Genomic DNA, 26980 nt, shown 5'->3' with positions numbered 1-26980 from the left:
TGGAGGGGGCTGGTCGTTGTTTTTTTCTATTCCTGTCCGAAAGGGGAGAGGGGGGGCGTTGGGCAATCGGCACCACAAAAGAAGCCAAGCTCCCCCCCCCTGCCTCTGTTGCCCCTCGCCGGGGCCCTCGCGGGCGCTACCGGATCAGGCGCCGCGCAGCACCGCGCCCGTGCGGGCGACGGCCTCGGCGACGGCCGCCTCGCGGGCGGCGGTGGCCTCGTCGGCGGTCAGCGTGCGGTCGACGGCGCGGAAGCGCAGCGCGTACGCCAGCGACTTCTTGCCCTCGCCGACCTGCTCACCGGTGAACACGTCGAACAGCCGGATGGCCTCCAGCAGTTCGCCCGCGCCGGTGCGCAGCGCGGCCTCGACGTCAGCGGCCGGAACCGCGGCGTCGACGATCAGCGCGACGTCCTGGGTCGCCACCGGGAAGCCGGAGACGGTCGGGCCGCTGACCCGCTGGGCGCCGTCCGCGGTGAGCAGGTCGACGTCGAGCTCCATCGCCGCGGTGCGGGCCGGCAGCCCGAGCGCCTTGACCACCCGCGGGTGCAGCTCGCCCGCGTGCCCGACCAGCCGGTCGGTACCGGCCACGACCAGCGCCGCGCAGCGGCCCGGGTGCCACGGCGCGTGCTGGTCCTGGCGGACGGTCAGCTCCACACCGGCCGCCCGGGCCACCGTGCGGGCCGCCTCGACGGCGTCCGCCCAGGAGGCCTGGTCACCCTTGCCCCACCAGCCGGACGGCAGCCGCTCGCCCGCGAGGGCGACGGCGACCCGGCGCGGCTGGTCCGGCAGCGCGGCGTCCAGCGCGGCCAGCTCCTCGTCGCTGGGCCGTCGGTCGACGGCCGGGCGCGGGGCCACGGCCGGCTCGTCCTTGGGCCGGAAGACGGTGCCGGTCTCGAAGATCGCCAGGTCGGTGTTGCCCCGGCCGACGTTGCGCCGCAGCGCGCCGAGCAGGCCCGGCAGCAGCGTGGTGCGCAGCGACGGTTCCTCGTCGTTGAGCGGGTTGACCAGCTTGACCGTACGGCGGCGGCGGTCGTCCGGCTCCAGGCCGAGCGCCTCGAAGGCGGCCTCGCCGAGGAACGGGTAGTTGTTGACCTCGACGTAGCCGGCCCCGGCCAGCGCGACGCCGATCCGGCGGTGGATCCGCTGGGCCTCGGTCAGGCCCTTGCCCGGCGGCACGTTCGGCATCCGGGCGGGGACGTTGTCGTAGCCCTCCAGCCGGATGACCTCTTCGGCGAGGTCGTACGGGTCGGTGAGGTCGGGGCGCCAGGTCGGCGGGGTGACCTCCAGGACGTCGGCGCCGGCGACCGAGCAGCCGATCTCCTGCAGGCGCCGGGTGACGGTCTCGCGGCCGTACTCCGTGCCGGCCACCCGGTCGGGCAGGTCGGCGGCGATGGTGATGGTGCGCACCGGGTGCGGCGCCGCGATGTCGGTGACTCCGGCCTCGGCGGTGCCGCCGGCGATCAGGACCAGCAGGTCGACGGCGCGCTGCGCGGCGGCGCGGGCGGCCTCCGGGTCGACGCCGCGCTCGAAGCGCTTGGACGCCTCGGAGGGCAGCTTGTGCCGCTTGGCGGTGCGGGCGATGGAGACCGGGTCGAAGTGCGCCGCCTCGATGATCACCTCGGTGGTGCCCGGACCGGCGGCCGGGTCGAGGATCTCGGTGGAGGCGCCGCCCATGACGCCGGCCAGGCCGATCGGGCCGCTGTTGTCGCAGATCAGCAGGTCCTCGGCGGCGAGCTTGCGCTCGACGCCGTCCAGGGTGGTGAGGGTCTCGCCCTGCTCCGCCCGGCGGACCGTGATCGGGCCGTCCACCCGCTGCTTGTCGTACGCGTGCAGCGGCTGGCCGACCTCCAGCATCACGTAGTTGGTGATGTCGACGGTCAGCGAGATCGGGCGGATGCCCGACTTCTGCAGGCGGCGCTGCAGCCACAGCGGCGACTTGGCGTTCGGGTCGACGCCGACGACCGTACGAGCCACGAAGCGGTCGCAGCCGGCCGGGTCGTTGACCTTGACCAGGTAGCCGAAGGAGTTGGCCGGCGGCACGTCGAGCAGCGCCGGGTCCGCCAGCGGCAGCCCGTACGCGGCGGCGGCCTCGCGGGCCACGCCGCGCATGGACAGGCAGTAGCCGCGGTCCGGGGTGACGGCGATGTCGAGCACCTCGTCGACGAGCTGGAGCAGCTCGATGGCGTCGGTGCCGGGCTCGTACTCCGGCGGGAGGACGAGGATGCCGTGGTGGTCGTCGCCCATGCCCAGCTCGCGGGCGGAGCAGATCATGCCGGCCGAGGTGTGGCCGTAGGTCTGGCGGGCCGCGATCGGGAACGGGCCGGGCAGCACGGCGCCCGGGAGCACCACGACGACCTTGTCGCCGACGGCGAAGTTGGTCGCGCCGCAGACGATCTCCTGCGGCGCGCCGGTGCCGTTGGCGTCGCCGACGTTGACGAAGCAGTGCCGGATCGGCTTCTTGAAACCGGTCAGCTCCTCGATGGAGAGCACCTCGCCGACCACCAGCGGACCCTTGAGGTCGGCGCCGAGCTGCTCGACGGTCTCGACCTCCAGGCCGGCCCGGACCAGGCGCTCCGCGACGTCACGACCGGTCTCGCCGGCGGGCAGGTCGACGTACTCGCGCAGCCAGGAAAGCGGGACGCGCATCAGATCTCCATCCCGAACGGGAGGGTGAAGCGCACGTCACCCTCGACCATGTCGCGCATGTCGGCGACGTTGTGACGATTCATCAGGATCCGCTCCAGGCCCAGGCCGAAGGCGAACCCGCTGTAGCGGTTCGGGTCGACGCCGCAGGCGACGAGCACCCGCGGGTTGACCACGCCGCAGCCGCCGAGCTCGATCCAGCCCTCGGAGGAGCAGGTGCGGCACGGCCGGTCCGGGTTGCCGACGCTCGCCCCGAGGCACACGAAGCACTGCAGGTCGACCTCGGCCGACGGCTCGGTGAACGGGAAGTACGAGGGCCGCCAGCGCAGCTCCAGGTGGTCGCCGATCAGCTTCTCGACCAGGACCTCGATGGTGCCCTTGAGGTCGGCGAAGGTGATGCCCTCGTCCACGGCGAGGCCCTCGACCTGGCGGAAGACCGGGGTGTGGGTGGCGTCCAGCTCGTCCGTCCGGTAGACCCGGCCGGGGCAGACCACGTAGATGGGGGGCTCGCGGTCGAGCATGGTGCGGGCCTGGACCGGGGAGGTCTGGGTGCGCAGCACCACGCCGGAGTCGGCGGAGCCGTCCGGGGCCTGGACGAAGAAGGTGTCCTGCATCGAGCGGGCCGGGTGGTCCGGGCCCAGGTTGAGGGCGTCGAAGTTGAGCCACTCGGCCTCGACCTCGGGGCCCTCGGCGACCTGGTAGCCCATCGCCACGAAGGTGTCCTCGATGCGCTCGGCCATGGTGGTCAGCGGGTGCCGTGCGCCGCGCGGCACGCGGTCGTACGGCAGGGTGACGTCCACCGCCTCCTCGACCAGCACGCGGGCGTCGCGCTCCGCCTCCAGCTCGGCCTGCCGCTTGGCGAGGGCCTGGTTGACGGCCCCGCGGGCCTGGCCGATCAGCTTTCCGGCCGCGGCCTTGGCGTGCGGGGGCAGGGCGCCGATCTCGCGGTTGGCGAGCGAGAGCGGGGACCGGTCGCCGGTGTGGGCGACCTTGGCCTGCTTGAGCTCGTCCAGGCTGGTGGCGGCGGCGAAGGCGGCGACGGCCTCGTCCCGCGCCTGCTCCACCACCTCGGGCTTGAGGGCCTCGACCTCGACCGGGTCGTACGACTTGTTGGGTGCCGACATCTCTATCTTTCCCGTGCTCCTGCTCGTCCGTGCTCAGGTGTGTGGGCTCGCCTTCACGTCACGCCCGGCGGGGCCGGGGCACGGGCAGCCGGTCTCCGTTCACCGGAGGCTCACGGGAGTGGGTGTCCGCGGCTCAGCCGCGCAGGGCGTTGCGCGACGCCAAAGGTCGAGTGTAGTCGCAGCGCGTAGCGCCGCTGCCGCGATGCCCGCCCGGCGGGACTCCGGCGCTCGTTCAGAGCATGAAGTCCGGGACGCCGGCGGGCAGGATAAATCGGAACCGGGCGCCGCCGCCGGGGGCGCGGTCGACCCGGATCGAGCCGCCGTGGGCCTCCACGATGCCCTTGACGATGTAGAGGCCCAGGCCCGTGCCGCCGCGCTTGGAGCCGCGCCAGAAGCGGGTGAAGACGCGCGGCATCGACTCCTCGGGGATGCCGCTGCCTTCGTCGCTCACGGTGACCGCTGTGCCTTCCACGATGCGGGGCGGGGTGCCGGAGCGCTCCCAGACGGGCGTCTCGACGACCTCCTTGGCCGGTGCCACCTCGATCGTGACAGTTCCCTCGCCGTGCCGCACCGCATTTTCCAGCAGGTTCGCGAGCACCTGGTCGACCTTGTCCGGGTCCGCCCACAGCACGGTCAGCGGCTCGGCGATCCGGATGTCGAAGCGCTCCTCGGGGATGCCGGTGGCGACCTTGCGCTCGACGTGCCGGCGCACCGCCGCGGCCAGGTCGACCACCTGCTTGCGCAGCTCCAGCCGGCCCGCGTCGATCCGCGAGATGTCCAGCAGCTCGGCGATCAGCCGGGTGACCCGGTCGGCGTCCGCGTCCACCGTCTCCAGCATCAGCCGCTTCTGCCCGTCGGTGAACCGCTCCCACTTGGCCAGCAGCGTCGCCGTGAAGCCCTTGACGCTGGTCAGCGGGGAGCGCAGCTCGTGCGCGACGGTGGCGATCAGCTCGGCGTGGCTGCGCTCGGTGCGGCGCCGGGCCTCGGTGCCGCGCAGGGCGATCACCAGGCGCTCCAGCGGCCCGCAGGGCACCGCGCGGACGTACCGGGCGGAGACCAGCACCTCCCGGCCGCCGGGCAGCAGCAGATTGCGCTCCGGCTGGCCGGTCCGGGTCGCCAGGCCGCCGTACGGGTCGGTCAGCTGCCACCAGCGGCGACCGTCCAGGTCCTCCAGCGGGAGGACGTCCTCCAGCGCGCAGCCCAGCGCGGCCTGCGGGAGCACGCCGGTGATCCGGCCCGCGGCCCGGTTGAAGCGGACCACCCGGCCCAGCGCGTCGGCGACCACCAGGCCGTCCGGCAGGTCGTCCGGGTCGAGCTCGGGCCCGCTGCCGACCATGGGTTGCCTCCCCGATTACCCACCGTGCCGTTCCCCCCACCGAGGCAGACCCTAGCGCCTCCCAGGCCCCCGCAGTAGGGCTTGCAACGGGTGATCCCGGCGCGCCCGGGGTCAGGCCGTGGTGCGGCAGCCGCCGGGGGAACGCTGCGCCCGGGCGGAGGCGTACAGGCAGACGGCCGCGGCGGTGGCCAGGTTGAGGCTCTCCGCGTGGCCGTGGATCGGGACGCGCACGACCTCGTCGGTGAGCGCGCGGGTCTCCTCCGGGAGCCCCCACGCCTCGTTGCCGAACACCCACGCGCCGGGCGCGCCCAGGGTGCCCTCGTCCAGCTCCTGGTCCAGGTCGCGCTCGCCCGCGCCGTCCGCGGCCAGCACCCGGACGCCGGCCTCGCGCAGCTTCCCGACGGCCTCCTCGACGGGCACGCCGACGGCCACCGGCAGGTGGAACAGACTGCCCACCGAGGCCCGGACGGCCTTCGGGTTGTAGAGGTCCACCGAGGCGTCGGTGAGCACCACGGCGTCCGCGCCGGCCGCGTCGGCGGTGCGCAGCACGGTGCCGGCGTTCCCGGGGTCGCGCACGTGGGCGAGGATCGCGACCAGCTTGGGGCGGGCCCTGAGCACCTCGTCGAACGGGGTGTCGATGAAGCGGCAGAGCGCCACGATGCCCTGCGGCGTCACGGTGTCGCAGATGTCCGCGATCACCTCGTCGGTGGCGGTCAGCACGGGCAGCCCCTCGGCCAGGGCGGCCTCGACGATGCCGGCGTGCCGCTCGGCGGCCTCCGGCGTGGCGTACACCTCGACCACCGCGTGCTCGGACGTGCCCGGCAGCCTGCCGAAGGCGACGGCCTCCCGGACCGCCTGCGGGCCCTCGGCCAGGAAGCGGCGCTCCTTGGTGCGCTGGTTGCGCTTGGCCAGCCGGCGGGCGGCGACGACGCGCGGCGAGCGCAGGGAGGTCAGCAGGGGGGTGTCGGTGCTCGGCATGGTCTCGTTCTCTGGAGGCGCTGGCGGACGGCGGTCGCTGAGGGGCTGGAATGCAGAACCGGACCCGCAGGAGAGCCTGCGGGTCCGGTCAGAGCTCAACCGATCTCGGAAGATCAGGCGGCGTCCGCGGCGGCCTTCGGGGCGTTCACGTCGGCCGGCAGCGCCTTCTGGGCGACCTCGACCAGGGAGGCGAACGCACCCGGGTCGTTGACGGCCAGGTCGGCCAGCATCTTGCGGTCGATCTCGACGCTGGCGGCCTTCAGGCCCTGCACGAAGCGGTTGTAGGTGATGCCGTTGGCACGGGCCGCAGCGTTGATGCGCTGGATCCACAGCTGACGGAAGTCGCCCTTGCGCTTCTTGCGGTCGTTGAAGTTGTAGACCAGCGAGTGGGTGACCTGCTCCTTGGCCTTGCGGTACAGGCGCGAACGCTGGCCACGGTAGCCGCTGGCGCGCTCCAGGATGACCCGGCGCTTCTTGTGGGCGTTGACTGCCCGCTTGACGCGTGCCACTTGATTACTCCTTGGGTTGGACCACGGACTACTTCACGTGGTCCGTCATTCGAATGGGTCGGGAAGGATCAGCTGCCCCGCGCACGGCTCTCGCCGGGCGGGAAGGCGATCACTTGCCGAGAAGCTTCTTGATCTTCTTGGCGTCAGCGGGGGCCATCTCGATCGTCCCGGCCAGCTTGCGGGTCAGCGTCGAGGGCTTGTGCTCCAGGAGGTGGCGGCGGCCGGCGCGCTCGCGCAGCACCTTGCCAGAGCCACTGATCTTGAAGCGCTTGCTGGCGCCACTGTGCGTCTTCTGCTTCGGCATTTCGCCGTATCTCCTCGTCGGTCCCGTCCACGCCCGCGCGGCGGATGCCACGCGGGCGTGAACTGGATGGATCTGCGGTGACCGGGCGGGACGCCCCGTCACCCTAGGGGCCGGTCTCCCGGGCCTCCTGGCCGGTGAAGGCTCAGGCGCCCTGGGAGGCGGCCGGCTGCTCGACCGGAGCGTCGGCCTCGGTGGCCGGCGCCTCGGCCGGGGCGTCCTGCGCCTCGGTCACGGCGTCGTCGGCCACCGCGTCGTCACCCGCGGGGGCGGCGTCGGAACCGGCGGTCCGGCCCTGACGCTCGGCCTTGCGGGCGTCCGCGAGGGCGCGGGCCTCGGCCATCGCCTCGGTCTTCTTCTTGTGCGGGCCGAGAACCATGATCATGTTGCGGCCGTCCTGCTTGGGCGAGGACTCGACGAAGCCCAGCTCCTGGACGTCGTCGGCGAGCCGCTGCAGCAGGCGGAAGCCCAGCTCGGGGCGGGACTGCTCACGACCGCGGAACATGATCGTGATCTTGACCTTGTCGCCCTGCTTGAGGAACCGAACGACGTGACCCTTCTTGGTGTCGTAGTCGTGCGGGTCGATCTTCGGCCGGAGCTTCATCTCCTTGATGACCGTGTGCGCCTGGTTCTTGCGCGCCTCACGGGCCTTCATGGCCGACTCGTACTTGAACTTGCCGTAGTCCATGAGCTTGCACACCGGCGGCCGGGCGGTCGCCGCGACCTCGACCAGGTCGAGGTCGTACTCCTGCGCGAGCTCCAGCGCCTTGGCAAGCGGCACGATGCCGACCTGCTCGCCGCTGGGACCGACGAGTCGCACCTCCGGGACGCGAATCCGGTCGTTGATGCGGGGCTCGGTGCTGATGGGGCCTCCTCGGTTGCACCTTCTGCGATGCGGCCGTCGGACGGCGGTCGCACGTAGTGGACTCGACCACTGGGCGGGGCTTCATTCGTGCTGCGCTGCCCGGTACCTCCGTACCGTGTGCACCGCGACACGAAAAAAGCCCCGCTCGGTACAAGCGGGGCTCCACACAACCGGGGGCGGCGCCCGGAGGGGCGCTGCGGCGACTCGACGCCTGGGCGTCCGTCGCGGACCGGGACCCGTCGACCGCGAGGTCGATCAGGTGGGAGACTTTCGCGGTTGCCCTCTCGGGCCTCCTCAGTGGAGCCTCCACTTGCTGGCCAGGCGCCCATGCGGGATCCCGGCCGGTCAGTCTCGAAGCTTACAGCGTCGCGCGGTCGAACGCTATTCCGCCCCGGCGCACGGGCCTCCCGGCGCGTTCCGGAGCCCTTGTACGCTCCACGTGTACGCACACGGCACGACGGAACGAGCCCCCCTTGAGCAGCGAGCCCACCCAGACCCCCGGCGCGGACGACGACGCGATCGGCTTCGACGACCTCACCCGCGACATCGCCGAGGTCCCGGCCGTCGAGGTGATCACCACCGTCGCCGTGCACCTGATGAGCGCGGCCGCCGTCAAGTGCGGTCTCGCCGAGGGCGGCGAGAAGGACAAGGACCTGGACGAGGCCCGCAAGCTGATCACCGCGCTGGCCGGGCTGGTCACCGCCGGCGCCCCGGAGATCAGCAACTTCCACGCCGCCCCGCTGCGGGACGGCCTGCGCTCGCTGCAGCTGGCCTTCCGCGAGGCCTCGCTCGTCCCGGACGCCCCGGGCGCGGGCCCGGGCGAGAAGTTCACCGGGCCGGTCTACTCCTGAGGTCGTGCGAGCACGGGGGCCGCCCCCCGGATCCGGTGGGCGGCCCTCCCGCGTTCCTATCGCCGGTAGAGGGGTTCCCCCGGCAGCTCCGCACTCGCCGGCAGCACCGCGAGGTCCAGTCCCCGGTCCAGCCGCACCCGCAGCACCGGGTCGGCCGCCACCGCCTGCCCGACCCGCTGCGCGGCCGCCTGCAGCCCCGGCTGGTCCAGGCCCGGGTCGAACACCACCGCGAGCACCCCGTCCGATCCCCCGGAGGCCGCCAGCAGCCCGCTGACCACCTGCGGCTCGGCCGCCAGCAGGGCCCGGACCGCCTCGCGCACCTCCGGGTCCCGCACCGGCGGGAGGAACGGACGGTTCTCCGCCAGCGCCCGCAGCCGGGCACCGGACAGCGGGAAGGCCACCGGCCCGGCCGGGTCGATCAGCAGCGTGTCGGCGCGCTCCGAGAAGGCCACCATCGCGGCCTGCGGCGCGGCCGTCGGCGCCGGGCGGGCGTCGGCGCGCCAGCGGGCGAGCGCCTCCAGCGAGGTGAAGGCCGGCAGCGCGCGGCGTCCGTCCGGCGCCTCCAGCACCGGGACGGCCATGTCGCTGGACTTGTCGTGCCGGTGCCCGTGCTCGTCCACCTCGACCTCGCCGAGGATCGCCACGATCGGGACCATCAGCCGGGTGGGGGTCAGCGCCGCCAGCACCTCCGGCTCGGCCGCGCGGTCCTGCGACCAGCGCGCGAGGGCCTCGGCCAGCGCCGGGTCGGCCGTGCCGTCGTCGTCGCCGAAGCCCGGGTTCGGGATGCTCTTGCCGACGAACGCCGGGTTGGAGAAGTCTTTGCGGTCCACCCGCCCGACCCTATGCCACCGCCCCCGGCCGACCCCAGTTCCGTGCACGGACCCCCTGAGCGCCCGTCGCGTGGATCCCGGCCGGGCCCGCGGCAAAATCCACGGGACAGGCCCTACCCACCGGTAGCCCGCTGTGGCACTCTGCGCCCATGGTGATCCTCGACGCGCCCGCTCCCGCCCCGGTGTCCGACCGCCTCCGGTACGACCGCGCCACCGCCCACCTGGACGGGCCGGTGGCCGTCGTGGACCTCGCCGCCTTCGACGCCAACGCCGCCGACCTGGTGCGCCGGGCGGGCGGCAAGCCCGTCCGGGTCGCCAGCAAGTCGGTGCGCTGCCGGGCCCTGCTGGAACGGGTCCTGGGCATGGACGGCTTCGCCGGGGTGATGAGCTTCACCCTGGACGAATCGCTCTGGCTCGCCCGCGGCGGCGTCCGCGACGTCCTGCTCGCCTACCCCTCAGCCGACCGCGACGGCTTCGCCGAGCTGACCGCCGACCCGGACGCCGCCCGGGAGATCACCGTCGTCCTCGACGACCCCGCCCAGCTGGACCTGATCGACAAGGCCCGGGCCGGCGACGCCGAGGTCCGGGTCTGCCTGGAGCTGGACACCGCGCTGCACCTGCTGGGCGGACGCGTCCGGGTCGGCGCCCGCCGCTCGCCGCTGCGCACCCCCGAGGACCTCGGCGCCTTCGCCGAGCTCGTGCACCGCCGCCCCGGCTTCCGGGTGGTCGGACTGATGGCGTACGAGGGACACGTCGCCGGAGTCGGCGACCGGGTGCCCGGGCGGCCGGTGCGCTCGCAGCTGATCCGGCTGATGCAGGCCAAGGCCCGGACCGAGCTCGCCGAGCGGCGCGCCGCGGTGGTCCGACGGCTGCGTCAGGTGGCCGAGCTGGAGTTCGTCAACGGCGGCGGCACCGGCAGCGTGGAGTCCACCGTCGCCGAGCGCGCCGTCACCGAGGTCGCGGCCGGCTCCGGGCTGTACCAGCCGCAGTTGTTCGACAACTACCGCGCGTTCCAGGGCCGTCCGGCCGCCCTGTTCGGCCAGCCGGTGGTGCGGCGGCCCGGCGTCGGCGTGGTCACCGTGCTCGGCGGCGGCTACCCGGCCTCCGGCGCGGCCGGCCCGGACCGCTCGCCGGTGCCGTACCTCCCGCCGGGCCTGCGCTACGACCCGATGGAGGGCGCCGGCGAGGTGCAGACCCCGCTGCTCGGCTCGGCCGCGGACGACCTGCTGATCGGCGACCGGGTCTGGTTCCGGCACGCCAAGGCGGGCGAACTGTGCGAGCGCTTCGCGGAGCTGCACCTGATCGAGGGCGACCGGATCGTCCGGACGGTGCCGACGTACCGCGGGGAGGGGAAGACCTTCCTCTGACGCTCCGTCCGGCTCTGCCCTACGGTGGTGCCGACACCGCAGCCGGAACGAGGAGGGCACGTGGACGCCGAGATCACGGAGATTGCGACGAGGGGCGCGACCGCCCTGGCCGGCCTCATGGTCACGTCGGCCTGGGACCGGATCAGGCCGCGCGTCGCCGCGATGTTCGGCCGCAGGGCGGAGTCGGTCGCGGAGGAGCTGGACGAGACCAGGGCCGAGCTGGTCGCGGCGCAGGAGGGCGACAGCGAGTCCGCTGCCCGCAGCGCGCAGGGCGAATGGGAGCCGAAGCTGCGCCGGCTGCTGGCCAACGATCCGAGTCTGGTCACCGAACTCCGTTCGATCCTCGACGAGTTCGCACCGGAGAGCACCACCCAGCGACCCAGCTCGCTGCACAACACGCTGAAGGACATGACCGTCAGCGGCGGCATCGTGATCCAGGCGGGCAGCATCACGGCCGGGGACATCAGCACCTGACCTTTCCCCAGCCTTAACCGGGCCCGATGGAACGGCTAACACCGGCCTTCCATCGGGCCTTTGCGCTGCTCGGGGGCCTACAGTCCGTCAACAAGTGCTCCACGCGCGGCTATTGCGCTCTGGTCCAGACCAATCCTACGCTCTGGCCGGGGGCCGCGCGCCGGGCCGGCGGCCCCCCGAGGGCAGGCGTGCCCGGTCCCCCACACTCGCCCGGAACGACGGTCAAGGAGTCCAACCCCATGTCCCTCAAGCGAACCGCCGTGTCCGTCGGCGTGGTCGGCGCCGCGGTCCTCTCGGTGGCCGCCACCACGGCCGGCACCGCCAGCGCCCACGGCACGATGACCAACCCCGTCAGCCGGATCGCCGCCTGCTACGCGGAGGGCCCCGAGCACCCGGTGTCCCAGGTGTGCAAGGACCTCGTCGCCGCGAGCGGCACCCAGCCGCTGTACGACTGGAACGAGGTCAACATCGCCAACGCGGACGGCAACCACCAGGCGCTGATCCCGGACGGCAGGCTCTGCTCGGCCAACCGCGACAAGTACAAGGCGCTGGACTGGCCGCGCACCGACTGGCCGGCCACCCCGGTCAAGGCCGGCGCGTTCACCTTCACGTTCCGCACCACCGCGCCGCACGTCGGCACCCAGACCGTCTACCTCACCAAGCCGGGCTACGACCCGACCAAGCCGCTGAAGTGGTCGGACCTCGACCCGACGCCGGTGGCCCAGGTGCAGGTCACCCGGACCGCCACCGACGGGTCCTACACCTACTCCGGCACCCTGCCGCAGCGCACCGGCCGCCAGCTGCTCTACATGATCTGGCAGCGCAGCGACAGCCCGGAGGCCTTCTACAGCTGCTCCGACGTCGACTTCGGCGCGGGCGCCGCCGCTGCCCCGGCGCTCGCCGCGAAGGCCCCGGCCGCGCCGAGTGACGCCCAGATCGCGGCCGACGCGCCGAAGTCGACGGTCGCCCACCACGGCCACGGCGGGGACCCGAACGCCCCGGCCGGCCAGGTCGTCCCGACCAGTTCCGCGGCCGTGGCGGGCACCTCGGCCACCGGTCCGCTGCTGCTCGCCGGCGCCGCGGCGATCGGGGTCGGCTGGGCCGGCATGGTGCTCCGGCGCCGTCGCGTCGAGGCTGTTCGACGCGACTGATGACGCCGGACGCGGGACCGGGCCGGTCACACCCCCGTCCGGCCCGGTCCCGTCACCGCAGGACGGCGGCGGCCCACCCGGAGGTTTCCCTGCCGGGTGGGCCGCCGCCGTGTGAGGAGCGCGGGTCTCAGGTGGTGGTGCCCCCCTGGCCGGCGGTGCCGCCGGCCCCGGAGCCCGAGCCGGGCATCCCGGGGATGCTCGGCAGCTTGCCCTTGTAGTCCGTGATGCCCTTGACGATGGTGTCCATCACGGCGACGTCCGGCGCCTTGTCGGCGATGTCGAAGCCGAAGTGGACCGAGACCAGCGCCTTGCCGTCGGCGGACGGGAAGACCACGGTCTGCACGTAGCCGTTGTTGCCCTTGGGCGCGTCCACCTTCCAGCGGACCAGGTAGCCGTCCTGCCCGTTGACCTTGACGGCCTCGGACTTGAGCTCCTGGTGCCCGGTGATGTCGCCGTACGACTGCTTGGCGGCCTTCGCGATGTCGTCCTTGGCCGCCGCCTGGACGTCCGTGCCGCCGCCGTCGATCCGGCCGGTGTTCACCCCGCCGAGGGTGCACTCGTCGCCGCTGCCGTCGGCGCAGGCGTAGGAGCCGACGGTGATCGCGGCGTAGCCGTTGGCGGAGGTGCCGGCCTTCCAGCCGTTCGGGACCGGCAGGACCAGCCGGTTCACCACGTCGATCGCCTGGTCGGCGCCGGGGCGGACCTTCCCGCTGCCCTTGCCGTCGCCGCTTCCGCCGTTCCCCCCGCCGCCCTTGCCGTTGCCGCTTCCGTTGCCGCCGCCGTTGCCGTTGCCGTTGCCGTCGTCGCCGAGGCCGGGGAAACCGTCCCAGGGGCCGTAGCCGCCGCGCGGGGTGTGCCGGGCGGTCGACGTCGACTTGTCGCCGTGGCCGTCCATCGCGAGGTAGGTGATGCCCGAGCCCGCGCCCAGGCCGAGCAGCGCGGCGACGGCGGTCGCCACGACCAGCTTGGAGGGCTTGCGCCACGGCTTGCGCGGCGGCGGGACGGGCGAACCGAAGGCGGCGCCGAACGGCGGGGGCTCCGGGAACCGGACGGTCGGGCCGCTGTCCAGAACCTCGCCCTCCAGCACCTTGGGCTGCTCGTCGGTCCCCGGTCCCGGCTCGCCGGCGGCGGGGGCCGCCGGGTCCGCCGGACCTGCCGGGGCCGCCGGGGGCTCGGACGCCGCCGGGTCGGCCGGCTCCGGGGTGGCCGGCTCCGAAGCCGCCGACTCCGAAGCCGTCGGCTCCGGGGCGTCCGAGGGTGCGGGCCGGGTGCTGGCCGTCCAGCCCTTGCCGTCCCACCACCGCTGCGGTCTCGGGTCGCCGGTGGTGTCCTTCGGGTCCGGGTACCACCCGGCGGGGATCTGCTCACTCACAGCAGAGAATCTAAGGGCAGCCGGATAAACGCGAAATCAGCGCGACCCGCAATTCCCGGGTTTTCCGATGAGATTACGGTGAGAACCGCGTCGGCCGCGGCGCGCCGGACTACAGCGGGGTGACGTACGCCCCGGAGATGCCGCCGTCCACCAGGAACTCGCTCGCCGTGATGAACGAGGAGTCGTCGCTCGCCAGGAACGCCACCGCCGCCGCGATCTCCTCCGCCCGGGCGAACCGGCCGAGCGGAATGTGCACCAGCCGACGCGCGGCCCGCTCCGGGTCCGCGGCGAACAGCTCGCGCAACAGCGGGGTGTCCACCGGTCCCGGCGAGAGCGCGTTGACCCGGATCCCCTCCCGGGCGAACTGCACGCCCAACTCGCGGGACATCGCCAGCACCCCGCCCTTCGACGCGGTGTACGAGATCTGCGAGGTCGCCGCGCCCATCCGGGCCACGAAACTGGCGGTGTTGATGATCGAACCCCGCCCGTGCCGGCGCATGTACGGCAGTGCCGCCCGGCAACACAGGTAGACCGAGGTCAGGTTGACCTCCTGGACCCTGCGCCAGGCGTCCAGGCCGGTGGTCAGGATCGAGTAGTCCTCGGGCGGGGAGATGCCCGCGTTGTTGAACGCGACGTCCACGCTGCCGTAGGTCTCGTACGCCTCGTCGAACAGCGCCTCGACCATGGACGGGTCGGTGACGTCGGTGTGCACGAACAGCCCGCCGACCTCCTCGGCGGCCGCCCGGCCGCTCTCCTCGTCGAGGTCCGCGCAGACCACCCGCGCCCCCTCCGAGGCGAGTCGGCGGGCGGCGGCCAGGCCGATCCCGCTGCCGGCGCCGGTCACCACGGCCGTACGGCCGACCAGCCGGCGGCAGACCGGCTCCTCCCGCACGTCCCGCACGGCGTGCTCGTCGCTCATCGGCCCTTCACTCCTCGGTGTGGTCCGGTCTGCGCGCGGTCGGAGCCGCGCATGGCCAGGTCTGCTCGCGGTCGGGGCCGCTCGTGGCCGGCGCTTGGCGCGTGGTCGGGGCTTCGCTCGCGGCCGGGGCTTCGCTCGGAGCCGGGGCTTCGCTCGCGGCCGGTGCGGGCGCGACTCACATCCGCTCGAACGACCGGTAGCGCTCCCAGTCGGTGACCGCGCCGTCGTAGGCCGCCTGCTCGACCCGGGCCATGTTCAGGTAGTGGTCCACCACGTCGTCCCCGAAGGCCTCCCGGGCCGGCTCGCTCCCGCCCCACAACTCGGCGGCCTCGCGCAGCGATCCGGGCACCCTCGGGTAGTCCTCCACCGCGTAGGCGTTGCCCAGGCAGGGCGCGGGCAGCTCCAGCTTGCGCTGCAGCCCGTACAGGCCCGCCGCGATCATCCCGGCCACCGCCAGGTACGGGTTGACGTCGCCGCCCGGCACCCGGTTCTCCATCCGCAGGCCGGGGCCGTGGCCCACCACCCGGTAGGCGCAGGTGCGGTTGTCCCGGCCCCAGGCGACGGCCGTCGGGGCGAAGGAGCCCGGGCGGTACCGCTTGTAGGAGTTGATGTTCGGGGCGTACAGCAGGCTGAATTCGCGCAGCGCGATCAGCTGGCCGGCCAGGAAGTGCCGCATGGTGTCCGTCATCCGGCCGTCCCGGTCCGCGAAGGCGGGTGCGCCCACCGCGTCGCGCAACGAGAGGTGGATGTGGCAGCTGTTGCCCTCGCGCTCGTCGTACTTGGCCATGAAGGTGAGCGCGCAGCCGAGTTGGGCGGCGATCTCCTTGGCGCCGGTCTTGTAGACGCTGTGCTGGTCGCAGGTGGTGAGGGCGTCGGCGTAGCGGAAGGCGATCTCGTGCTGGCCCGGGTTGCACTCCCCCTTCGCGGACTCCACGACCAGCCCCGCGCCGGCCATCTCGGTGCGGATCCGGGAGAGCAGCGGCTCGACCCGGGCCGTGCCCAGCATCGAGTAGTCCACGTTGTACAGGTTCGCCGGAGTCAGCCCGCGGTAGCCGCCCAACCAGGCCTGCTCGTAGGTGTCGCGGAAGACCAGGAACTCCAGCTCGGTGCCGATGTCGGCGGCCAGGCCGTACTCGGCGAGCCGGGCGATCTGCCGGCGCAGCACCTGCCGCGGGGCGGCGTCCACCGGGTGACCGCCGTGCCGGGCCAGATCGGCGGTCACCTGGGCGGTGCCCGGCTGCCAGGGGATCAACCGCAGCGTGCCGAGGTCCGGGCGCATCGCGAAGTCGCCGTAGCCGGTCGCCCAGGAGGAGAAGGCGTAGCCGTCCACGGTGTTCATGTCGACGTCCACGGCCAGCAGGTAGTCGCAGGCCTCCGCGCCGTGCTCGGCGACTTCGTCGAGGAAGAAGCGGGCGGCGAAGCGCTTGCCCTGCAGCCGGCCCTGCATGTCGGTGAAGGCGAGCGCCACGGTGTGCACCTGGCCGGCGTCCACCAGGGCGCGCAGCTCGTCCAGAGACAGCGGCGGCCGGGGCGGCGAGCCCGCGGCGGTCTGTTCGGACACAGCTGAACCGTCCTTCCTCGATCACTCTTTGAGATCATGCGGTCACAGCGAACCGTACGGCCTCCGCGTCGCGGGGCGGAAGAGGGCGGACGGGTGTGGCGCGCCGATATGCGTGGTTGACGAGGGATCAGATGGTTCGGGAGGAGAATGCGCGCCATGGATCGCAGGCCTTTGATCGGCGTCAGCACCTATCTGGTGAACGCGAGCTGGAGCGACTGGCGGGACCGGCGGGTGGCCCTCGTCCCCGAGCGCTACACCGCGTACGTCCAGGACTCCGGCGGGATCGCCGTCCTGCTGCCGCCCGACGCCCCGGAACGCGCACCCGAGGTGCTGGCCCGGCTGGACGCCCTCGTCATCGCGGGCGGGCCGGACATCGACCCGGCCTACTACGGCGAGCCCGCCCACCCGGCCACCGAGGTGGACTCGCCGGAACGCGACGCCTGGGAGGTCGCGTTGATCCGGGCGGCACTGGCGGCGGGAATGCCGTTGCTGGGGGTCTGCCGCGGCATGCAGGTCCTCAACGTGGTGTGCGGCGGGACGCTGGTCCAGCACCTGCCGGACGTGGTGCCGGTGGACGTGCACAACGGCTCGCCCGGGCGCTACGGCACGCACCTGGTACGGCCGGTGCCGGGCACGCTCCTCGGCGGGCTGCTGCAGGAGAGCGAACTGGAGGTGCCGACCTTCCACCACCAGGCCGTCGACCGGGTCGGGGCCGGACTGCGGGTGAGCGCCCACGCGCCGGACGGCACCGTGGAGGCGGTGGAGGGGCCGGGCTTCACCCTCGGCGTGCAGTGGCACCCCGAACAGGGGGACGACCTGCGGCTGATGCGGGCCCTCGTCCGGGCGGCCACCCCGGCGGCGCTCGACATCTCCGGGCTGGACGTGGCCGTCCTGGACGCGGCGGCCGTGCGCTGAGCCCTGCAAATGCGCCGGGTGCGCCGGGCCGTGCGGGTGCGCCGGGTGCGGGGGGCCGTACGGGGGCGGGGGTCAGGCCTCGCCCTGCCGGGGCACGCGGTGTCCCCGCGCCCCGGAGGCTGCGGCGCACGGCTGCGGGCCGGACGGCAGGCGCGGCCCCGGCGCCTCGGCCACCCGGTCGGCGCAGCCGCCCGACGGCAACGACAACGGTCACCAGTACAGCCTTTGGATCTTTGTCCATTCTGCGGTTCACTTCGAGTGCGGGTCGATCGCACCCCGCGACTTTCCCACCCGTGTGCCCAGAGAGGACTGCAATGGCCGGGCATGAGCACTCCCATGACGATCATGCACATGACGATGAGCACGCGCACGGCCCGGGAGGACACCGGCCCGGCGGCCGCGGACGCGGGGGGCACGGGCACGCGCACGGCGGCGGCCACGGCGGCCACTCGCACGGCGTCGCCGCCGACGCGGACCGCCGCTGGCTGCTCAGCGCCCTCGCCCTGATCGTCGTCTTCATGGCCGGCGAGGTCGCGGTCGGCTTCGCCGCCCAGTCCCTCGCACTGATCTCCGACGCGGCGCACATGCTCACCGACGCCGCCTCGATCGTGCTGGCCCTGGTCGCGATGCGGCTCGCCGCCCGCCCGGCCCGCGGCGGCTACACCTACGGCCTCAAGCGCGCCGAGATCCTCTCCGCGCAGGCCAACGGGGTCACCCTGCTGGTGCTCTCGGCCTGGCTGGGCTACGAGGCCGTCACCCGGCTGATCGAACCGCCGGAGGTCACCGGCTCACTGGTGCTGGTCACCGCGCTGGTCGGGATCGTGGTCAACCTCGCGGCCACCTGGTGCATGTCCAAGGCCAATCGCAGCTCGCTCAACGTCGAGGGCGCCTTCCAGCACGTCCTGACCGACCTGTACGCGTTCATCGCCACCGCCGTCGCCGGTCTGGTCGTCCTGCTCACCGGCTACGCCCGGGCCGACTCGATCGCCTCGCTGATCGTCGTCGCGCTGATGCTCAAGGCCGGCATCGCCCTGGTCCGCGACTCCGGGCGGATCTTCCTGGAGGCCGCCCCGGCCGGGATCGACCCCGACGCGGTCGCCGACCGGATGGTCGCCGAGCCGCTGGTCGAGGAGATCCACGACCTGCACATCTGGGAGATCACCTCCAACCAGCCCGCGCTGTCCGCGCACATCCTGGTCACCCCGGGCGGCGACTGCCACGCCGTCCGGCGCCAGCTCCAGCGCCGCCTGGCCGACGAGTACGGGATCACCCACAGCACGCTCCAGGTCGACCACGTCGGCGAGGACGAGGCGGGCGCGCTACTGCAGATCGCCGCCCCCGGCGACACCGCCGCCGAGCACTGCGCCGACGCCCACGGCCCCGTCCACCGCGCCGGGCCGCACGACCATTGAGGCCCCGACCGGCGCCCGTCACCGCGGGGGACCCGTCCGTCGCCACGGGGGACCCGACCGTCGCCCGTCACCGCGGGGGACCCGTCCGTCGCCACGGAGAACCCCGACCACCCGCCGGGCCCCCGTTCGCGGAAGCCCCCCGATGTCGCCCCCGTACGGCATGATCTGAGCGTGACCGCACCGCGACTGATGCTGCTCGACTCCGCCAGCCTGTACTTCCGGGCCTACTTCGGCGTACCGGACACCCTGCGCTCGCCGCAGGGTGAGCCGGTCAACGCCGTCCGCGGCCTGCTGGACTTCATCGCCCGGCTCGTCCACGACCACCGGCCCGACCAACTGGTCGCCTGCATGGACGCCGACTGGCGTCCGCAGTGGCGCGTCGACCTCGTCCCCTCGTACAAGACCCACCGCGTCGCGGAGGGGGCCGTGGACGGCGAGGAGGAGGTGCCCGACACGCTGGCCCCGCAGGTCCCGGTGATCGAGCAGGTGCTGGACGCGCTCGGCATCGCCCGGGTCGGCTCCCCCGGCTACGAGGCGGACGACGTGATCGGCACCCTCACCGCCCGTGCGGAGGGCCCGGTCCAGATCGTCACCGGCGACCGCGACCTCTTCCAACTCGTCGACGACGCCCGCGCGATCACCGTGCTCTACCCCGTCAAGGGGATGGGCAACCTGCAGGTCACCGACGACGCGCTGCTGCTGGAGAAGTACGGCGTGCGCGGCGCCCAGTACGCCGACATGGCCGCCCTGCGCGGGGACCCGTCGGACGGCCTGCCGGGCGTCAAGGGCATCGGCGAGAAGACCGCCGTCCAGCTGATCAACGAGTACGGGGACCTCGCGGCCATCCGCGCCGCCGCCCTCGACCTCGGCTCCAAGCTCACCCCGGCCCGCCGCCGCAACATCGTCGAGGGCGGCGGCTACCTCGACGTCGCCCCGAAGGTCGTCCGGGTCGCCGACGACGCCCCGCTCCCGGATTTCGACCCCGCCCTCCCCCACGAGCCTCTCGACCCGATGACGCTGGAGCACCTCTCCACCCGCTGGGGCCTCGGCACCTCCCTGGAACGCGTGCTGGAGGCCCTGGCGCAGCGCTGACGGCGGGGCCCAGCGCCGACGGGGCAGGGCCCGGCACTGACGGCGGGGCAGGGCCCGGCACTGACGGCGGGGCTCAACACTGACGGCGAGGCTCAGGCCTGCCGGCCGAAGGCGTCGGCGAGGCTGGTCAGCACGGAGCCGGACCAGTCGCCCTCCCCGAACACGCCGGCCGGCAGGGCGAGCACCCGGTGCTCGCGCAGGAGCGTCTGCGCCGGGATGTCCACCGGGAAGAAGTAGTTGCCGGGGCACGCCCGGCTCGCCGCCGGGATCGCCCCGAGCACGTCCTGCGGCAACCGTGCGAACAACCGCTCGGCCCGTACGGCCAGTTCGTCGACGACCCGGCCCGGCACGCCGCCGTGCTCGGTCAACAGCCGGTCGGCGATCAGCAGGTGGTCGGGGGTCGGCGGGTCCGCCCGGAACGCGTCGGCCAGTTCGGTGTCCTCGGGCCCCAGCAGGGTGATGCCGAAGGTGCGCGGCCACAGCCAGCCCTTGGTGACCGAGTGCAGCAGGACCGCACGACCGGTGTCCAGCAGTCGCCGCGTGCCGGCGGTGAACGGCGTCCCCAGGTCGTAGACGCCGTCGATCAGCACCCGGCGGCGCGGTGACTCCCGCAGCCACGCGACCACCGCCGCGCACTCGGGGTCGGACAGGTACCGGCCGAGCGGCTTGCTGGGGTTGGCGAGCAGCAGGTACTCGGGCCTGTCGTCCGCCGCCGACCCCGGCAGGACGGGCGTCGGCAGCGTCGGGTAGGACCCGGGCGCCAGGCCGGCGGCACGGGCCAGCTCGAAGTAGACCGGGTACACGTCGCCGGGCAGCCACAGCCGCGCCCGCTCGGCATGCAGCCGCCGGAACACCACGCCGAGCCCGTGCCGGACCCCTCGGCAGACCATGGCGCGGCGGGACCACTCCTCCGGCAGCTCGTAGCGCCGCAGCCAGGCCCGGGCGAGGTCGCAGCGGTACACCGTGCGCGGTTCCGTCGGCGGCTGCGGCCGCAGCTCGGCGAGCGACCGGTACAGATTGGTCTCGGCGGCGTCCAACAGCGTCGGCTCGGCGGCCAGTCGGCGCTGCCGGAAGTCCTGGAACCCCTCGAACCTCATGCCGCCGCGCCTTCCGCCAGGAGCTCGCTGGCCCGGTCCTCCAGGGAGGCGTAGCAGCGGCCGTCGGCCAGGACGTTCCAGCTGCGGGCGATCCCGCTGGTGCGCTCCCAGAGCAGGCTGGGCTCCGTGTACGCGGCGATCCGCATCGGCCGGCCGTCCCAGCTGCCGCGGTACACCGGGGCGCCCCAGGGCAGCCGGCTCGCCGGCTCGAAGCCGTGCCGCTCGGCGAACCCGGTGACGACGGACAGCGAGACCTGGTGCTCCCGGCTCCAGACGTTGGCGGCGCGGTCGAAGTAGAGCGACTCGGTGCTGGTGGAGACGTAGAGCTCCTTGAAGCAGACCTCCTCGACACCGAGGGCCGCCGCCCACGAGAGGTAGTCGGCGACACCGGCCGCGTCGGCCACGCCGCCGTGCTGGAGCACGCAGATCAGCCGCAGGCTCAGCCCCGGCCAGCGGTCGCGGCCCAGGCGCCAGGTGTCGACCACCGAGCCCACCGGCGTGCGCAGCGCCATCAGCCGCTCGCTGACGGCGTCGTCCTGGTGGTGCCGGGAGACCGCCAGCACGCTCAGGCCTGCGGCGCCCAGGGCCGCCAGCCTGCCGGCCCGGTCGTCGTGCCCGCCCTTCGCCAGGGAGTGCGCGTTGGTGATCAGGACGACCTTCGGGAAGGCCGCCGAGCACGCGGACACCAGGCGCAGCTGCTGGTCGAACGGCAGGAGCGTGGGCTCCCCGCCACCGGTGATCACCGCCCGCTCGGCCCCCGCGGCGCGGGCGCGCTCCAGCCAGTGGGCGACCGTGTCCCACGGGACCCGGGCCGGCGGCTGGTCGCTGGATATCGAAGCCGCGGAGAAGCAGAACGAGCAGCGGGCCTGGCAGGCGGAGGCGACCGGCAGCACCGAGACCGAGCGCGGTCTCAGGCCGGCGTAGCGGCGCTCCGCCGACGCGTGCAGCCCCAGGGAGGCCGCCATCGCGTCCTCGACGGTCGTCGGGCGCAGCGTGAACTCCTCGCCGTCTCCGTCCAGTTCGTGGACGGCCGACAGGCGGATGCGGGCCTCGCGGAGTTCCATGCCGAGGCCGGTCGACGCGTTGGGCACCAGCTCGTCCGGGTCCACCGTGGTCTCCAGCACCAGCAGCCGGTCGCCCGGGACGGCCAGCCGGTCCAGCAGGCGACGCGCCTTGCCGACGCCGATGCCCAACTCCGCCCGGGTCAGCAGGTGGAACCGGTCGGGGAAGGTGCTCTCCGGGATCCCCGCCTTGCCGTAGGCGAACGCGTACTTGTCGAAGCCCCTCGCGAAGTTCGACAGCACGATGACGTGGAAGCGCTGGTCACGACGATTCATCCGGTCATCATGCACGAACCGGACCTCACCCCTCCTGCCCTTTTCACCCCCCTCCCGGCACCCCGCGGCGGTGGAAACGGCAGGAGGCGGCGCGGCGGGAGGACGCCGGGCATACGGAGTCGGCTCGCACGTTCGGTGCGAACGTGCGAGCCGGCTCCGTACGAGCTCCTCGATGGTCCAGCCAACGGCCGACCACCGCATTTCGACCCCCGTCAGGCAGCGGCGCCGTACTCGCTCACCAGCCGGCGGACTTCGGCGTCCTTGAAAGCCCGCACCTCTTCCACGATCCCGCTCCTCGGCAGATCGGCCACAGGCACGCAGAGGTCCATCCGCTGGATGCAGACACCGACCATGTACTCACCGTGTTCGCTGAGGTACAGGCGGATGCCGTAGTAGCCCTCCTGGCAGTCCGTGTCGTTGTTGAACCGGCACGACGCGCACGTGTCCGGAAGCCGCACTGGCAGGAGCCGCTTGACGTAGACCGCCCGGCCGCCGAGCGCCCGGTACAGGGTGCGCTCATCGGAGGTGCCGGCGGTGAAGGTCCGGAGCACCGGGTCCGCACCGACGCGGGCCAACACCTCGGCGATCGCCGCAGTCGACTCCGTTCCGTCCTGGATGCTGGTGAGCATCCGAACGTCCGCGAACTGCCCGTACGACTCGACCAGGTTGACGACCCGGCCGACGTGGGCCATGCCGGGAACGACGATGTTCACGGAGACCTTCACGCCGTTGGAGACGGCGGCGCGGATGGTCTGCTGTGCAGCGCGGACCTTCGAGTCCGCCAGGCCCGCCGAGTTGAAGCGCTCGGACTGGACGGCCTGGAGTTCCTCGGCGGTGGTGCCGAAGACCGAGACGTTGACCCGGTTGAGGCCGGCCGCCGAGCACGCCGGCATCACCTGGCGCCCGCGCTCCCCGTTGCTGGTCATCCCGACGCTCAGCCCCATTCCGGTCAGTGCCGAGACCAGCGAGGCCACCTCCGTGTGAAGCGTGGGCTCCCCTCCGGTGAGGTGCACCTCGCCCGCGTCGAAGGCCCTCGCCACCGCTCGGACCGCCCGCCGGAAGGACATGTCCGGGGCCATCTTCGCCGAGAGGAAGTCGACACCGTTCGTCTCTCTGTAGATCGACACGCGTCCGGTCCGGCCGGGCCCCGACAGGAAGGGCAGCAGCGTGCGGCCCTTGTTGTCGGCGGTCACGGGCGTGCCCTCGTTGTGGCAGAACGTGCAGGCCATCCCGCAGGCGTCGATCACCTTGACGCGGATGGTGTTGTCCCGGACGATCCGGACCGCCGGGCGTTGGGTCACTGGGACGGCGTTCCTCCTTTCATTCGAACGTCAGCCGGGGGATCGCCTCGATGTCGATCCCGTACCGGCGGTAGACCTTGGTCGTGTTCTCGCTCGTCAGCTCGCCCAGCGGGAGGCCGAGCGCGAGCGCCGTCGCGTGGACGTGATCGGCGCTGTCCCCCTCGATCTCCAGGTACGGCGGGATCAGCGGCCACTCGTCGATCTCGACCGCCGCGCCGCCCAGCGTCCAGGAGGACCGCCGGTTCTCCTGGTACGCCTTCGGCTGATACCCGAGCTTGCCGAGGAGCGCGTTCGCGATGTCGAAGTCGCCGACGACCGTCTCCGTCTCGGTCACGCCGTCGATCGCGTCGGAGTGGACCTCCTTGACGCACAACGTGACGTCACGGCCGGTGTCGCGCAGGCGGACCCATGCACCGGGCCGACCGGGGATGTCGTAGACGTAGCGGCGCTGGAACCGGTCGGCCACGTGCTCCGCCCCGGATCCGGTCAGCAGAGCGCGGATCTTCTCCGGGTCGATGCCGAGGACCTTTGCTTCGAACTCAGTTGCGGTCATGGGAGGTTGCCCTTTCCTGGTACGGGTTCGGGACATTCGAGCGCACGATAGCGGCGATCGCGGTGGCCACCTCCTCCGGCGTGCGGTCGGTGCCGTCCATGCGGACGAGGCCGAACATCCAGTACACGCGGGAGCTCTCGGCGATGTTCGGCTCCTCACGCTGGTGCCAGTAGCTCAGCTTCCCGAGCTCGGCCCGGCGACGAAGGCGGTCCTGGCGCACCCGCTCGTCGACCTCCAGCAGGATCGCCACGTCCGGAACGAGGGCCCCGCTCGGGTACCCGGGAGCGCAGTCGTGTCCCATGGCCCGGTGGGTGGCCACAGTGCGCGGGAAGTAGGACTCGACCACCACCGTCCGGCCGCTCTCAACGAGAGCGCGGGCCGCCTCTGACTTGATGTGGTTCGCCATCATCCACCAGTGGAACCGCGCCGGCAGGACGCCGGTGGCGTCGACCTCCGCACGCACACGGGGGAACGTCGGCAACGTCCCGTCCGTCAGGTGGACACCGCCGAGAAGGGTTGCGACCAACGGCGCGACGGTGGTCTTCCCGCTCGCGCTGAGGCCGTCAAGGGTGATGAAGGACCCTCGGGCCACTTCCATGTGAACTCCGTTTCCTTGTTCGGTTCATGGTTGTGCGGCGCTCAGCACTCGCCCGGCCGCCAGTAGTGGCCGGTCGGAACGGGGCCTCGCATCAGGCCGCGCTGACGACCGTCTGCGCAGCCCGCTCCGCCGTCACGAAGTCGCCGTCGTCAGCTCGAACCAGACCCACTTCCCGCGCGGAGCCCAGGCCACCCCCCCAACGAGAGGAAAGCGTCTCCACCAAACCCAGGCCGTACCCGGACTCGGCCTCGCGCTTCGGCTCCGACCGGCAGGGCAACGCACCGGACGAGTCCCGCACACCCACCCACACGCAGCTCTTCCGCCGGTGCACCGAGACGGAAATCCGCGTGCAGCCCGTGTGCTTGGCCGCATCGGCGACCAGCTCACTGACCAGCAGCTCGGCCACGTCACACAACTCATCGGCGGACCAGGCGGTCAGCGCAGCAGCCACCAACCTGCGAGCGGGCCTGGCGGATTCGGGACGGCAGGACAGTTCCAGCGAGCACCTGGCGTCGTCAGGCCGAACCTTGGGAATCCTGACAAGTGCGCCGTCCGAACGATCGGCCGGCGTTGCACTGGCACTGACTGACATACGGGCCCCCAGGTTGAGAGCGGGCAGGTTGCGATAGCGCCGCTCAGGGCCCTTCCGACAGACCTGGAGTGATCGATCCATCACCCCGAGCGACTGAGACTCATCAAAACGCCTGCGCTGCGGGTCGGAACAGGGCGATCCTGTAGGCAGACGCTAGGCACTTCACTAGGCGGTCTGACTCCCAGCAGCGGCACCGCACGGACGGGTCCGAGATGACCAACGACGCACTACGCAGGCTTCGCCTCGGGCGAGAGTGGACACAAAGGGAAGTCGCGAATCGGGTGAACGCCCGGATCAAGGCTGCGACAGGGCGAGAGTCCGCGATTGACGCCAACGTGATCAGCCGATTAGAACGTGGCGTGATCGGCTGGCCGGACGGGGACGTCCGCGACGCACTACGCGGCGTCTTCGGCGTGGCCACGAACGCAGAGCTGGGGCTGTTCTCGAAGAGGACCCGGCGAGACCGCGAGGAGGTGAGTGAATCGAAGCGCCGAGATTTCCTGTCCGTCTCGCTGGCCTCGATCCTTCCCGATGTGATGCCTTGCCCATCTTCCGTGGGAATGAAAGACATTGAGGACATCGCAGAGCGAACCTTCGCCTTGGAGGAGTGGGACCGGCGCAGCGGCGGCCTAGCCACCCGCCATCTTGCTTTCGGCGAGCTACGAAGCGTCGTCGATCTCACCAAGGCATCAATGGGGCCGCGTGTCCGCGATCGTTTGTGCGGCCAGATCGCCAACCTCGCGGACCTCGCCGCTTGGGCAGCGTTCGACGCGGGTCAGAGTGGCCCCTCACGGAACACCTTCGGACTCGGCATCAGGGCGGCACAGGAGGCGGGCGACGACGGACTCCTGTGTCACGTCGCAACCGGCCTCGCTCGTCAAGAGATTGCCGAACACAGGTCGAAGGACGCCGTGGCGCTCGCCGACAGAGCGATGGGCAACGTTCCCTTGTCGGCACTCTCGATGATCGCAGCCGTGAAGGCCCAGGCGTACGCCATCCAGGGCGATGAGAGCGAGGTCATGCGGCAGATCGCCCTCGCGGAGTCGATCTACAGTCGCGTCACCGATCTCCGCAGCGAACCGCGCTGGATGTGGTACTTCACCGAGCACAAGCTCCACGGAGAGACCGGGCATGCTCTCTACCTGCTGGCGCTGGTCAAGGACAGGCCGGTCTCCGATCTGGTGTCCCGGCTCCGGCGGGCCGTGGACTCCCAAACGTCCAACCGGGCCCGCTCGAAGGCGATCGACACTGCCAAGCTGGCCACTGTGCTCTACCGCCAAGGTGCTCGGGAAGAAGCCGCGCACTATGCGCACACCGCGACCGACCTTTCAGCCGTCGTCCGTTCTGCGCGACTGGACGCTGCACTGGCCGAGATGAGGAGAGCCCGAACATGACCATCGAAGACGTGATCAAGGAAGCCGCCGCCCGGGGCATCACCGGACTGCCGGAGCCTTCCCGGCTGACCCACGTCCGGGTGTGGCCGGGTGCGTCCCAGTGGGTCGGCGAGGTCGGCGAACCCCCTCACAATGAGACTGTGGGCGACGGGATGTTCGATACCAAGGACGAAGCTCAAGAGGCTGCCTTGCGGGCCGTTGCCGATGGCCGTTCGCTGCTGCTCGCCCTGCTTCCCGCGGACCTTGCGGCAACGGAGCCGGAATGGCCCGAGCCGGTCGTGAGCGCCTGGGACGCCTGAAATCCAACCTGACAGGCGCTCGGAGCTCTCACATCTTCGGCCCGCGCCCCAGAGCATCTGGGGCGCGGGCTTTCCGAACCCCCACCGCAACATCAGAACCACACCAAGG

At 72.5% G+C, this 26980-nt stretch carries 26 protein-coding genes; 9 read left to right on the top strand and 17 right to left on the bottom strand.

The genetic code is table 11. From position 1 onward, the window contains the following. Positions 1-144: 144 nt before the first annotated feature. The 7 genes from pheT to infC all read right to left on the bottom strand — a co-directional run bounded on the left by pheT (position 145) and on the right by infC (position 7756). Positions 145-2646 carry a phenylalanine--tRNA ligase subunit beta gene (pheT, locus tag ACZ6Y7_RS34050; RefSeq protein ID WP_465761805.1) on the bottom strand — a complete coding sequence of 834 codons (2502 nt, stop codon included), beginning with the start codon at positions 2644-2646 and terminating at the stop codon, positions 145-147. After that, the gene (gene pheS, locus ACZ6Y7_RS34045) at positions 2646-3767 is read right to left on the bottom strand and encodes a phenylalanine--tRNA ligase subunit alpha (RefSeq protein ID WP_465761804.1); all 1122 of its coding nucleotides are present in this window, start codon (positions 3765-3767) and stop codon (positions 2646-2648) included. The genes pheT and pheS overlap by 1 nt, the downstream gene beginning before the upstream one ends. Positions 3768-3999: 232 nt before the next feature. Further along, positions 4000-5103: a sensor histidine kinase gene (locus ACZ6Y7_RS34040; RefSeq protein WP_465761803.1), complete on the bottom strand. Its 1104-nt coding sequence runs from the start codon at positions 5101-5103 to the stop codon at positions 4000-4002. A 111-nt stretch (positions 5104-5214) separates the two neighbouring features. Further along, positions 5215-6081: a TrmH family RNA methyltransferase gene (locus ACZ6Y7_RS34035; protein WP_465761802.1), complete on the bottom strand. Its 867-nt coding sequence runs from the start codon at positions 6079-6081 to the stop codon at positions 5215-5217. A 113-nt stretch (positions 6082-6194) separates the two neighbouring features. Beyond that, entirely contained in the window at positions 6195-6590 is a 396-nt protein-coding gene (rplT, locus tag ACZ6Y7_RS34030) for a 50S ribosomal protein L20 (RefSeq protein WP_030055649.1), read from the bottom strand. Positions 6591-6699: 109 nt separating this feature from the next. Then, the gene (gene rpmI, locus ACZ6Y7_RS34025; protein ID WP_153460093.1) at positions 6700-6894 is read right to left on the bottom strand and encodes a 50S ribosomal protein L35; all 195 of its coding nucleotides are present in this window, start codon (positions 6892-6894) and stop codon (positions 6700-6702) included. 142 nt (positions 6895-7036) lie between these two features. Next, positions 7037-7756, bottom strand: coding sequence for a translation initiation factor IF-3 (gene infC, locus ACZ6Y7_RS34020; RefSeq protein WP_465761813.1), 720 nt, complete (start codon positions 7754-7756; stop codon positions 7037-7039). A gap of 473 nt (positions 7757-8229) precedes the next feature. Between infC and ACZ6Y7_RS34015 the strand changes: the two genes are divergently transcribed. Beyond that, a complete protein-coding gene (locus ACZ6Y7_RS34015; protein ID WP_051829769.1) occupies positions 8230-8607 on the top strand; it encodes a DUF1844 domain-containing protein in 378 nt (125 codons plus the stop codon). A gap of 56 nt (positions 8608-8663) precedes the next feature. On the opposite strand, the gene ACZ6Y7_RS34010 is transcribed toward ACZ6Y7_RS34015, so the two are convergent. Next, positions 8664-9437, bottom strand: a complete 774-nt coding sequence (locus ACZ6Y7_RS34010; RefSeq protein WP_465761801.1) for an SseB family protein — start codon at positions 9435-9437, stop codon at positions 8664-8666. Positions 9438-9586: 149 nt separating this feature from the next. On the opposite strand from ACZ6Y7_RS34010, the gene ACZ6Y7_RS34005 reads away from it, so the two are divergent. The 3 genes from ACZ6Y7_RS34005 (at position 9587) to ACZ6Y7_RS33995 (ending at position 12429) form a co-directional block, all read left to right on the top strand. Continuing rightward, positions 9587-10804 carry an alanine racemase gene (locus tag ACZ6Y7_RS34005; RefSeq protein ID WP_465761800.1) on the top strand — a complete coding sequence of 406 codons (1218 nt, stop codon included), beginning with the start codon at positions 9587-9589 and terminating at the stop codon, positions 10802-10804. Between the two features lie 60 nt (positions 10805-10864). Beyond that, a complete protein-coding gene (locus tag ACZ6Y7_RS34000) occupies positions 10865-11278 on the top strand; it encodes a hypothetical protein (protein WP_465761799.1) in 414 nt (137 codons plus the stop codon). 239 nt (positions 11279-11517) lie between these two features. Further along, on the top strand, positions 11518-12429 hold the full coding sequence (locus ACZ6Y7_RS33995) for a lytic polysaccharide monooxygenase auxiliary activity family 9 protein (protein ID WP_465761798.1): 912 nt from the start codon (positions 11518-11520) through the stop codon (positions 12427-12429). A 127-nt stretch (positions 12430-12556) separates the two neighbouring features. Here the strand turns inward: ACZ6Y7_RS33995 and ACZ6Y7_RS33990 are convergent, their stop codons facing one another. The 3 genes from ACZ6Y7_RS33990 to ACZ6Y7_RS33980 all read right to left on the bottom strand — a co-directional run bounded on the left by ACZ6Y7_RS33990 (position 12557) and on the right by ACZ6Y7_RS33980 (position 16281). Then, the gene (locus tag ACZ6Y7_RS33990) at positions 12557-13801 is read right to left on the bottom strand and encodes a DUF2510 domain-containing protein (RefSeq protein ID WP_465761797.1); all 1245 of its coding nucleotides are present in this window, start codon (positions 13799-13801) and stop codon (positions 12557-12559) included. A 109-nt stretch (positions 13802-13910) separates the two neighbouring features. Then, a complete protein-coding gene (locus ACZ6Y7_RS33985; protein WP_465761796.1) occupies positions 13911-14720 on the bottom strand; it encodes a 3-oxoacyl-ACP reductase in 810 nt (269 codons plus the stop codon). Positions 14721-14895: 175 nt separating this feature from the next. After that, positions 14896-16281 (bottom strand): glutamine synthetase family protein, encoded by a 1386-nt coding sequence (locus ACZ6Y7_RS33980; RefSeq protein ID WP_465761795.1) that lies wholly within the window; start codon positions 16279-16281, stop codon positions 14896-14898. 156 nt (positions 16282-16437) lie between these two features. Between ACZ6Y7_RS33980 and ACZ6Y7_RS33975 the strand changes: the two genes are divergently transcribed. The 3 genes from ACZ6Y7_RS33975 (at position 16438) to ACZ6Y7_RS33965 (ending at position 19700) form a co-directional block, all read left to right on the top strand. After that, the gene (locus ACZ6Y7_RS33975) at positions 16438-17196 is read left to right on the top strand and encodes a gamma-glutamyl-gamma-aminobutyrate hydrolase family protein (protein WP_465761794.1); all 759 of its coding nucleotides are present in this window, start codon (positions 16438-16440) and stop codon (positions 17194-17196) included. A 314-nt stretch (positions 17197-17510) separates the two neighbouring features. Continuing rightward, positions 17511-18608 (top strand): cation diffusion facilitator family transporter, encoded by a 1098-nt coding sequence (locus ACZ6Y7_RS33970; RefSeq protein ID WP_465761793.1) that lies wholly within the window; start codon positions 17511-17513, stop codon positions 18606-18608. A gap of 189 nt (positions 18609-18797) precedes the next feature. After that, positions 18798-19700: a 5'-3' exonuclease gene (locus ACZ6Y7_RS33965; RefSeq protein WP_465761812.1), complete on the top strand. Its 903-nt coding sequence runs from the start codon at positions 18798-18800 to the stop codon at positions 19698-19700. A gap of 92 nt (positions 19701-19792) precedes the next feature. Here the strand turns inward: ACZ6Y7_RS33965 and ACZ6Y7_RS33960 are convergent, their stop codons facing one another. From ACZ6Y7_RS33960 to ACZ6Y7_RS33935, 6 genes are all read right to left on the bottom strand, one after another. Then, complete coding sequence (locus ACZ6Y7_RS33960) at positions 19793-20797, bottom strand: aminotransferase class I/II-fold pyridoxal phosphate-dependent enzyme (protein ID WP_465761792.1); 1005 nt, start codon at positions 20795-20797, stop codon at positions 19793-19795. Further along, on the bottom strand, positions 20794-22134 hold the full coding sequence (locus ACZ6Y7_RS33955) for a radical SAM protein (RefSeq protein WP_465761791.1): 1341 nt from the start codon (positions 22132-22134) through the stop codon (positions 20794-20796). The genes ACZ6Y7_RS33960 and ACZ6Y7_RS33955 overlap by 4 nt, the downstream gene beginning before the upstream one ends. Positions 22135-22346: 212 nt before the next feature. Beyond that, a complete protein-coding gene (locus ACZ6Y7_RS33950; RefSeq protein ID WP_465761790.1) occupies positions 22347-23435 on the bottom strand; it encodes a radical SAM protein in 1089 nt (362 codons plus the stop codon). 19 nt (positions 23436-23454) lie between these two features. Next, the gene (locus ACZ6Y7_RS33945) at positions 23455-23988 is read right to left on the bottom strand and encodes a class IV adenylate cyclase (protein WP_465761789.1); all 534 of its coding nucleotides are present in this window, start codon (positions 23986-23988) and stop codon (positions 23455-23457) included. After that, a complete protein-coding gene (locus ACZ6Y7_RS33940; protein WP_465761788.1) occupies positions 23975-24451 on the bottom strand; it encodes a hypothetical protein in 477 nt (158 codons plus the stop codon). The genes ACZ6Y7_RS33945 and ACZ6Y7_RS33940 overlap by 14 nt, the downstream gene beginning before the upstream one ends. A gap of 226 nt (positions 24452-24677) precedes the next feature. Beyond that, the gene (locus ACZ6Y7_RS33935; protein WP_465761787.1) at positions 24678-24992 is read right to left on the bottom strand and encodes an ATP-binding protein; all 315 of its coding nucleotides are present in this window, start codon (positions 24990-24992) and stop codon (positions 24678-24680) included. 398 nt (positions 24993-25390) lie between these two features. On the opposite strand from ACZ6Y7_RS33935, the gene ACZ6Y7_RS33930 reads away from it, so the two are divergent. Beyond that, a complete protein-coding gene (locus tag ACZ6Y7_RS33930) occupies positions 25391-26572 on the top strand; it encodes a helix-turn-helix domain-containing protein (protein ID WP_465761786.1) in 1182 nt (393 codons plus the stop codon). After that, positions 26569-26871 (top strand): hypothetical protein, encoded by a 303-nt coding sequence (locus ACZ6Y7_RS33925; RefSeq protein WP_465761785.1) that lies wholly within the window; start codon positions 26569-26571, stop codon positions 26869-26871. The genes ACZ6Y7_RS33930 and ACZ6Y7_RS33925 overlap by 4 nt, the downstream gene beginning before the upstream one ends. The last annotated feature ends 109 nt before the right edge of the window (positions 26872-26980 follow it).

The organism is Kitasatospora sp. NPDC053308, assembly GCF_055585785.1.
Note: the sequence above shows the minus strand (reverse complement) of the source record. Positions and strands in the feature narration are given on the sequence as shown.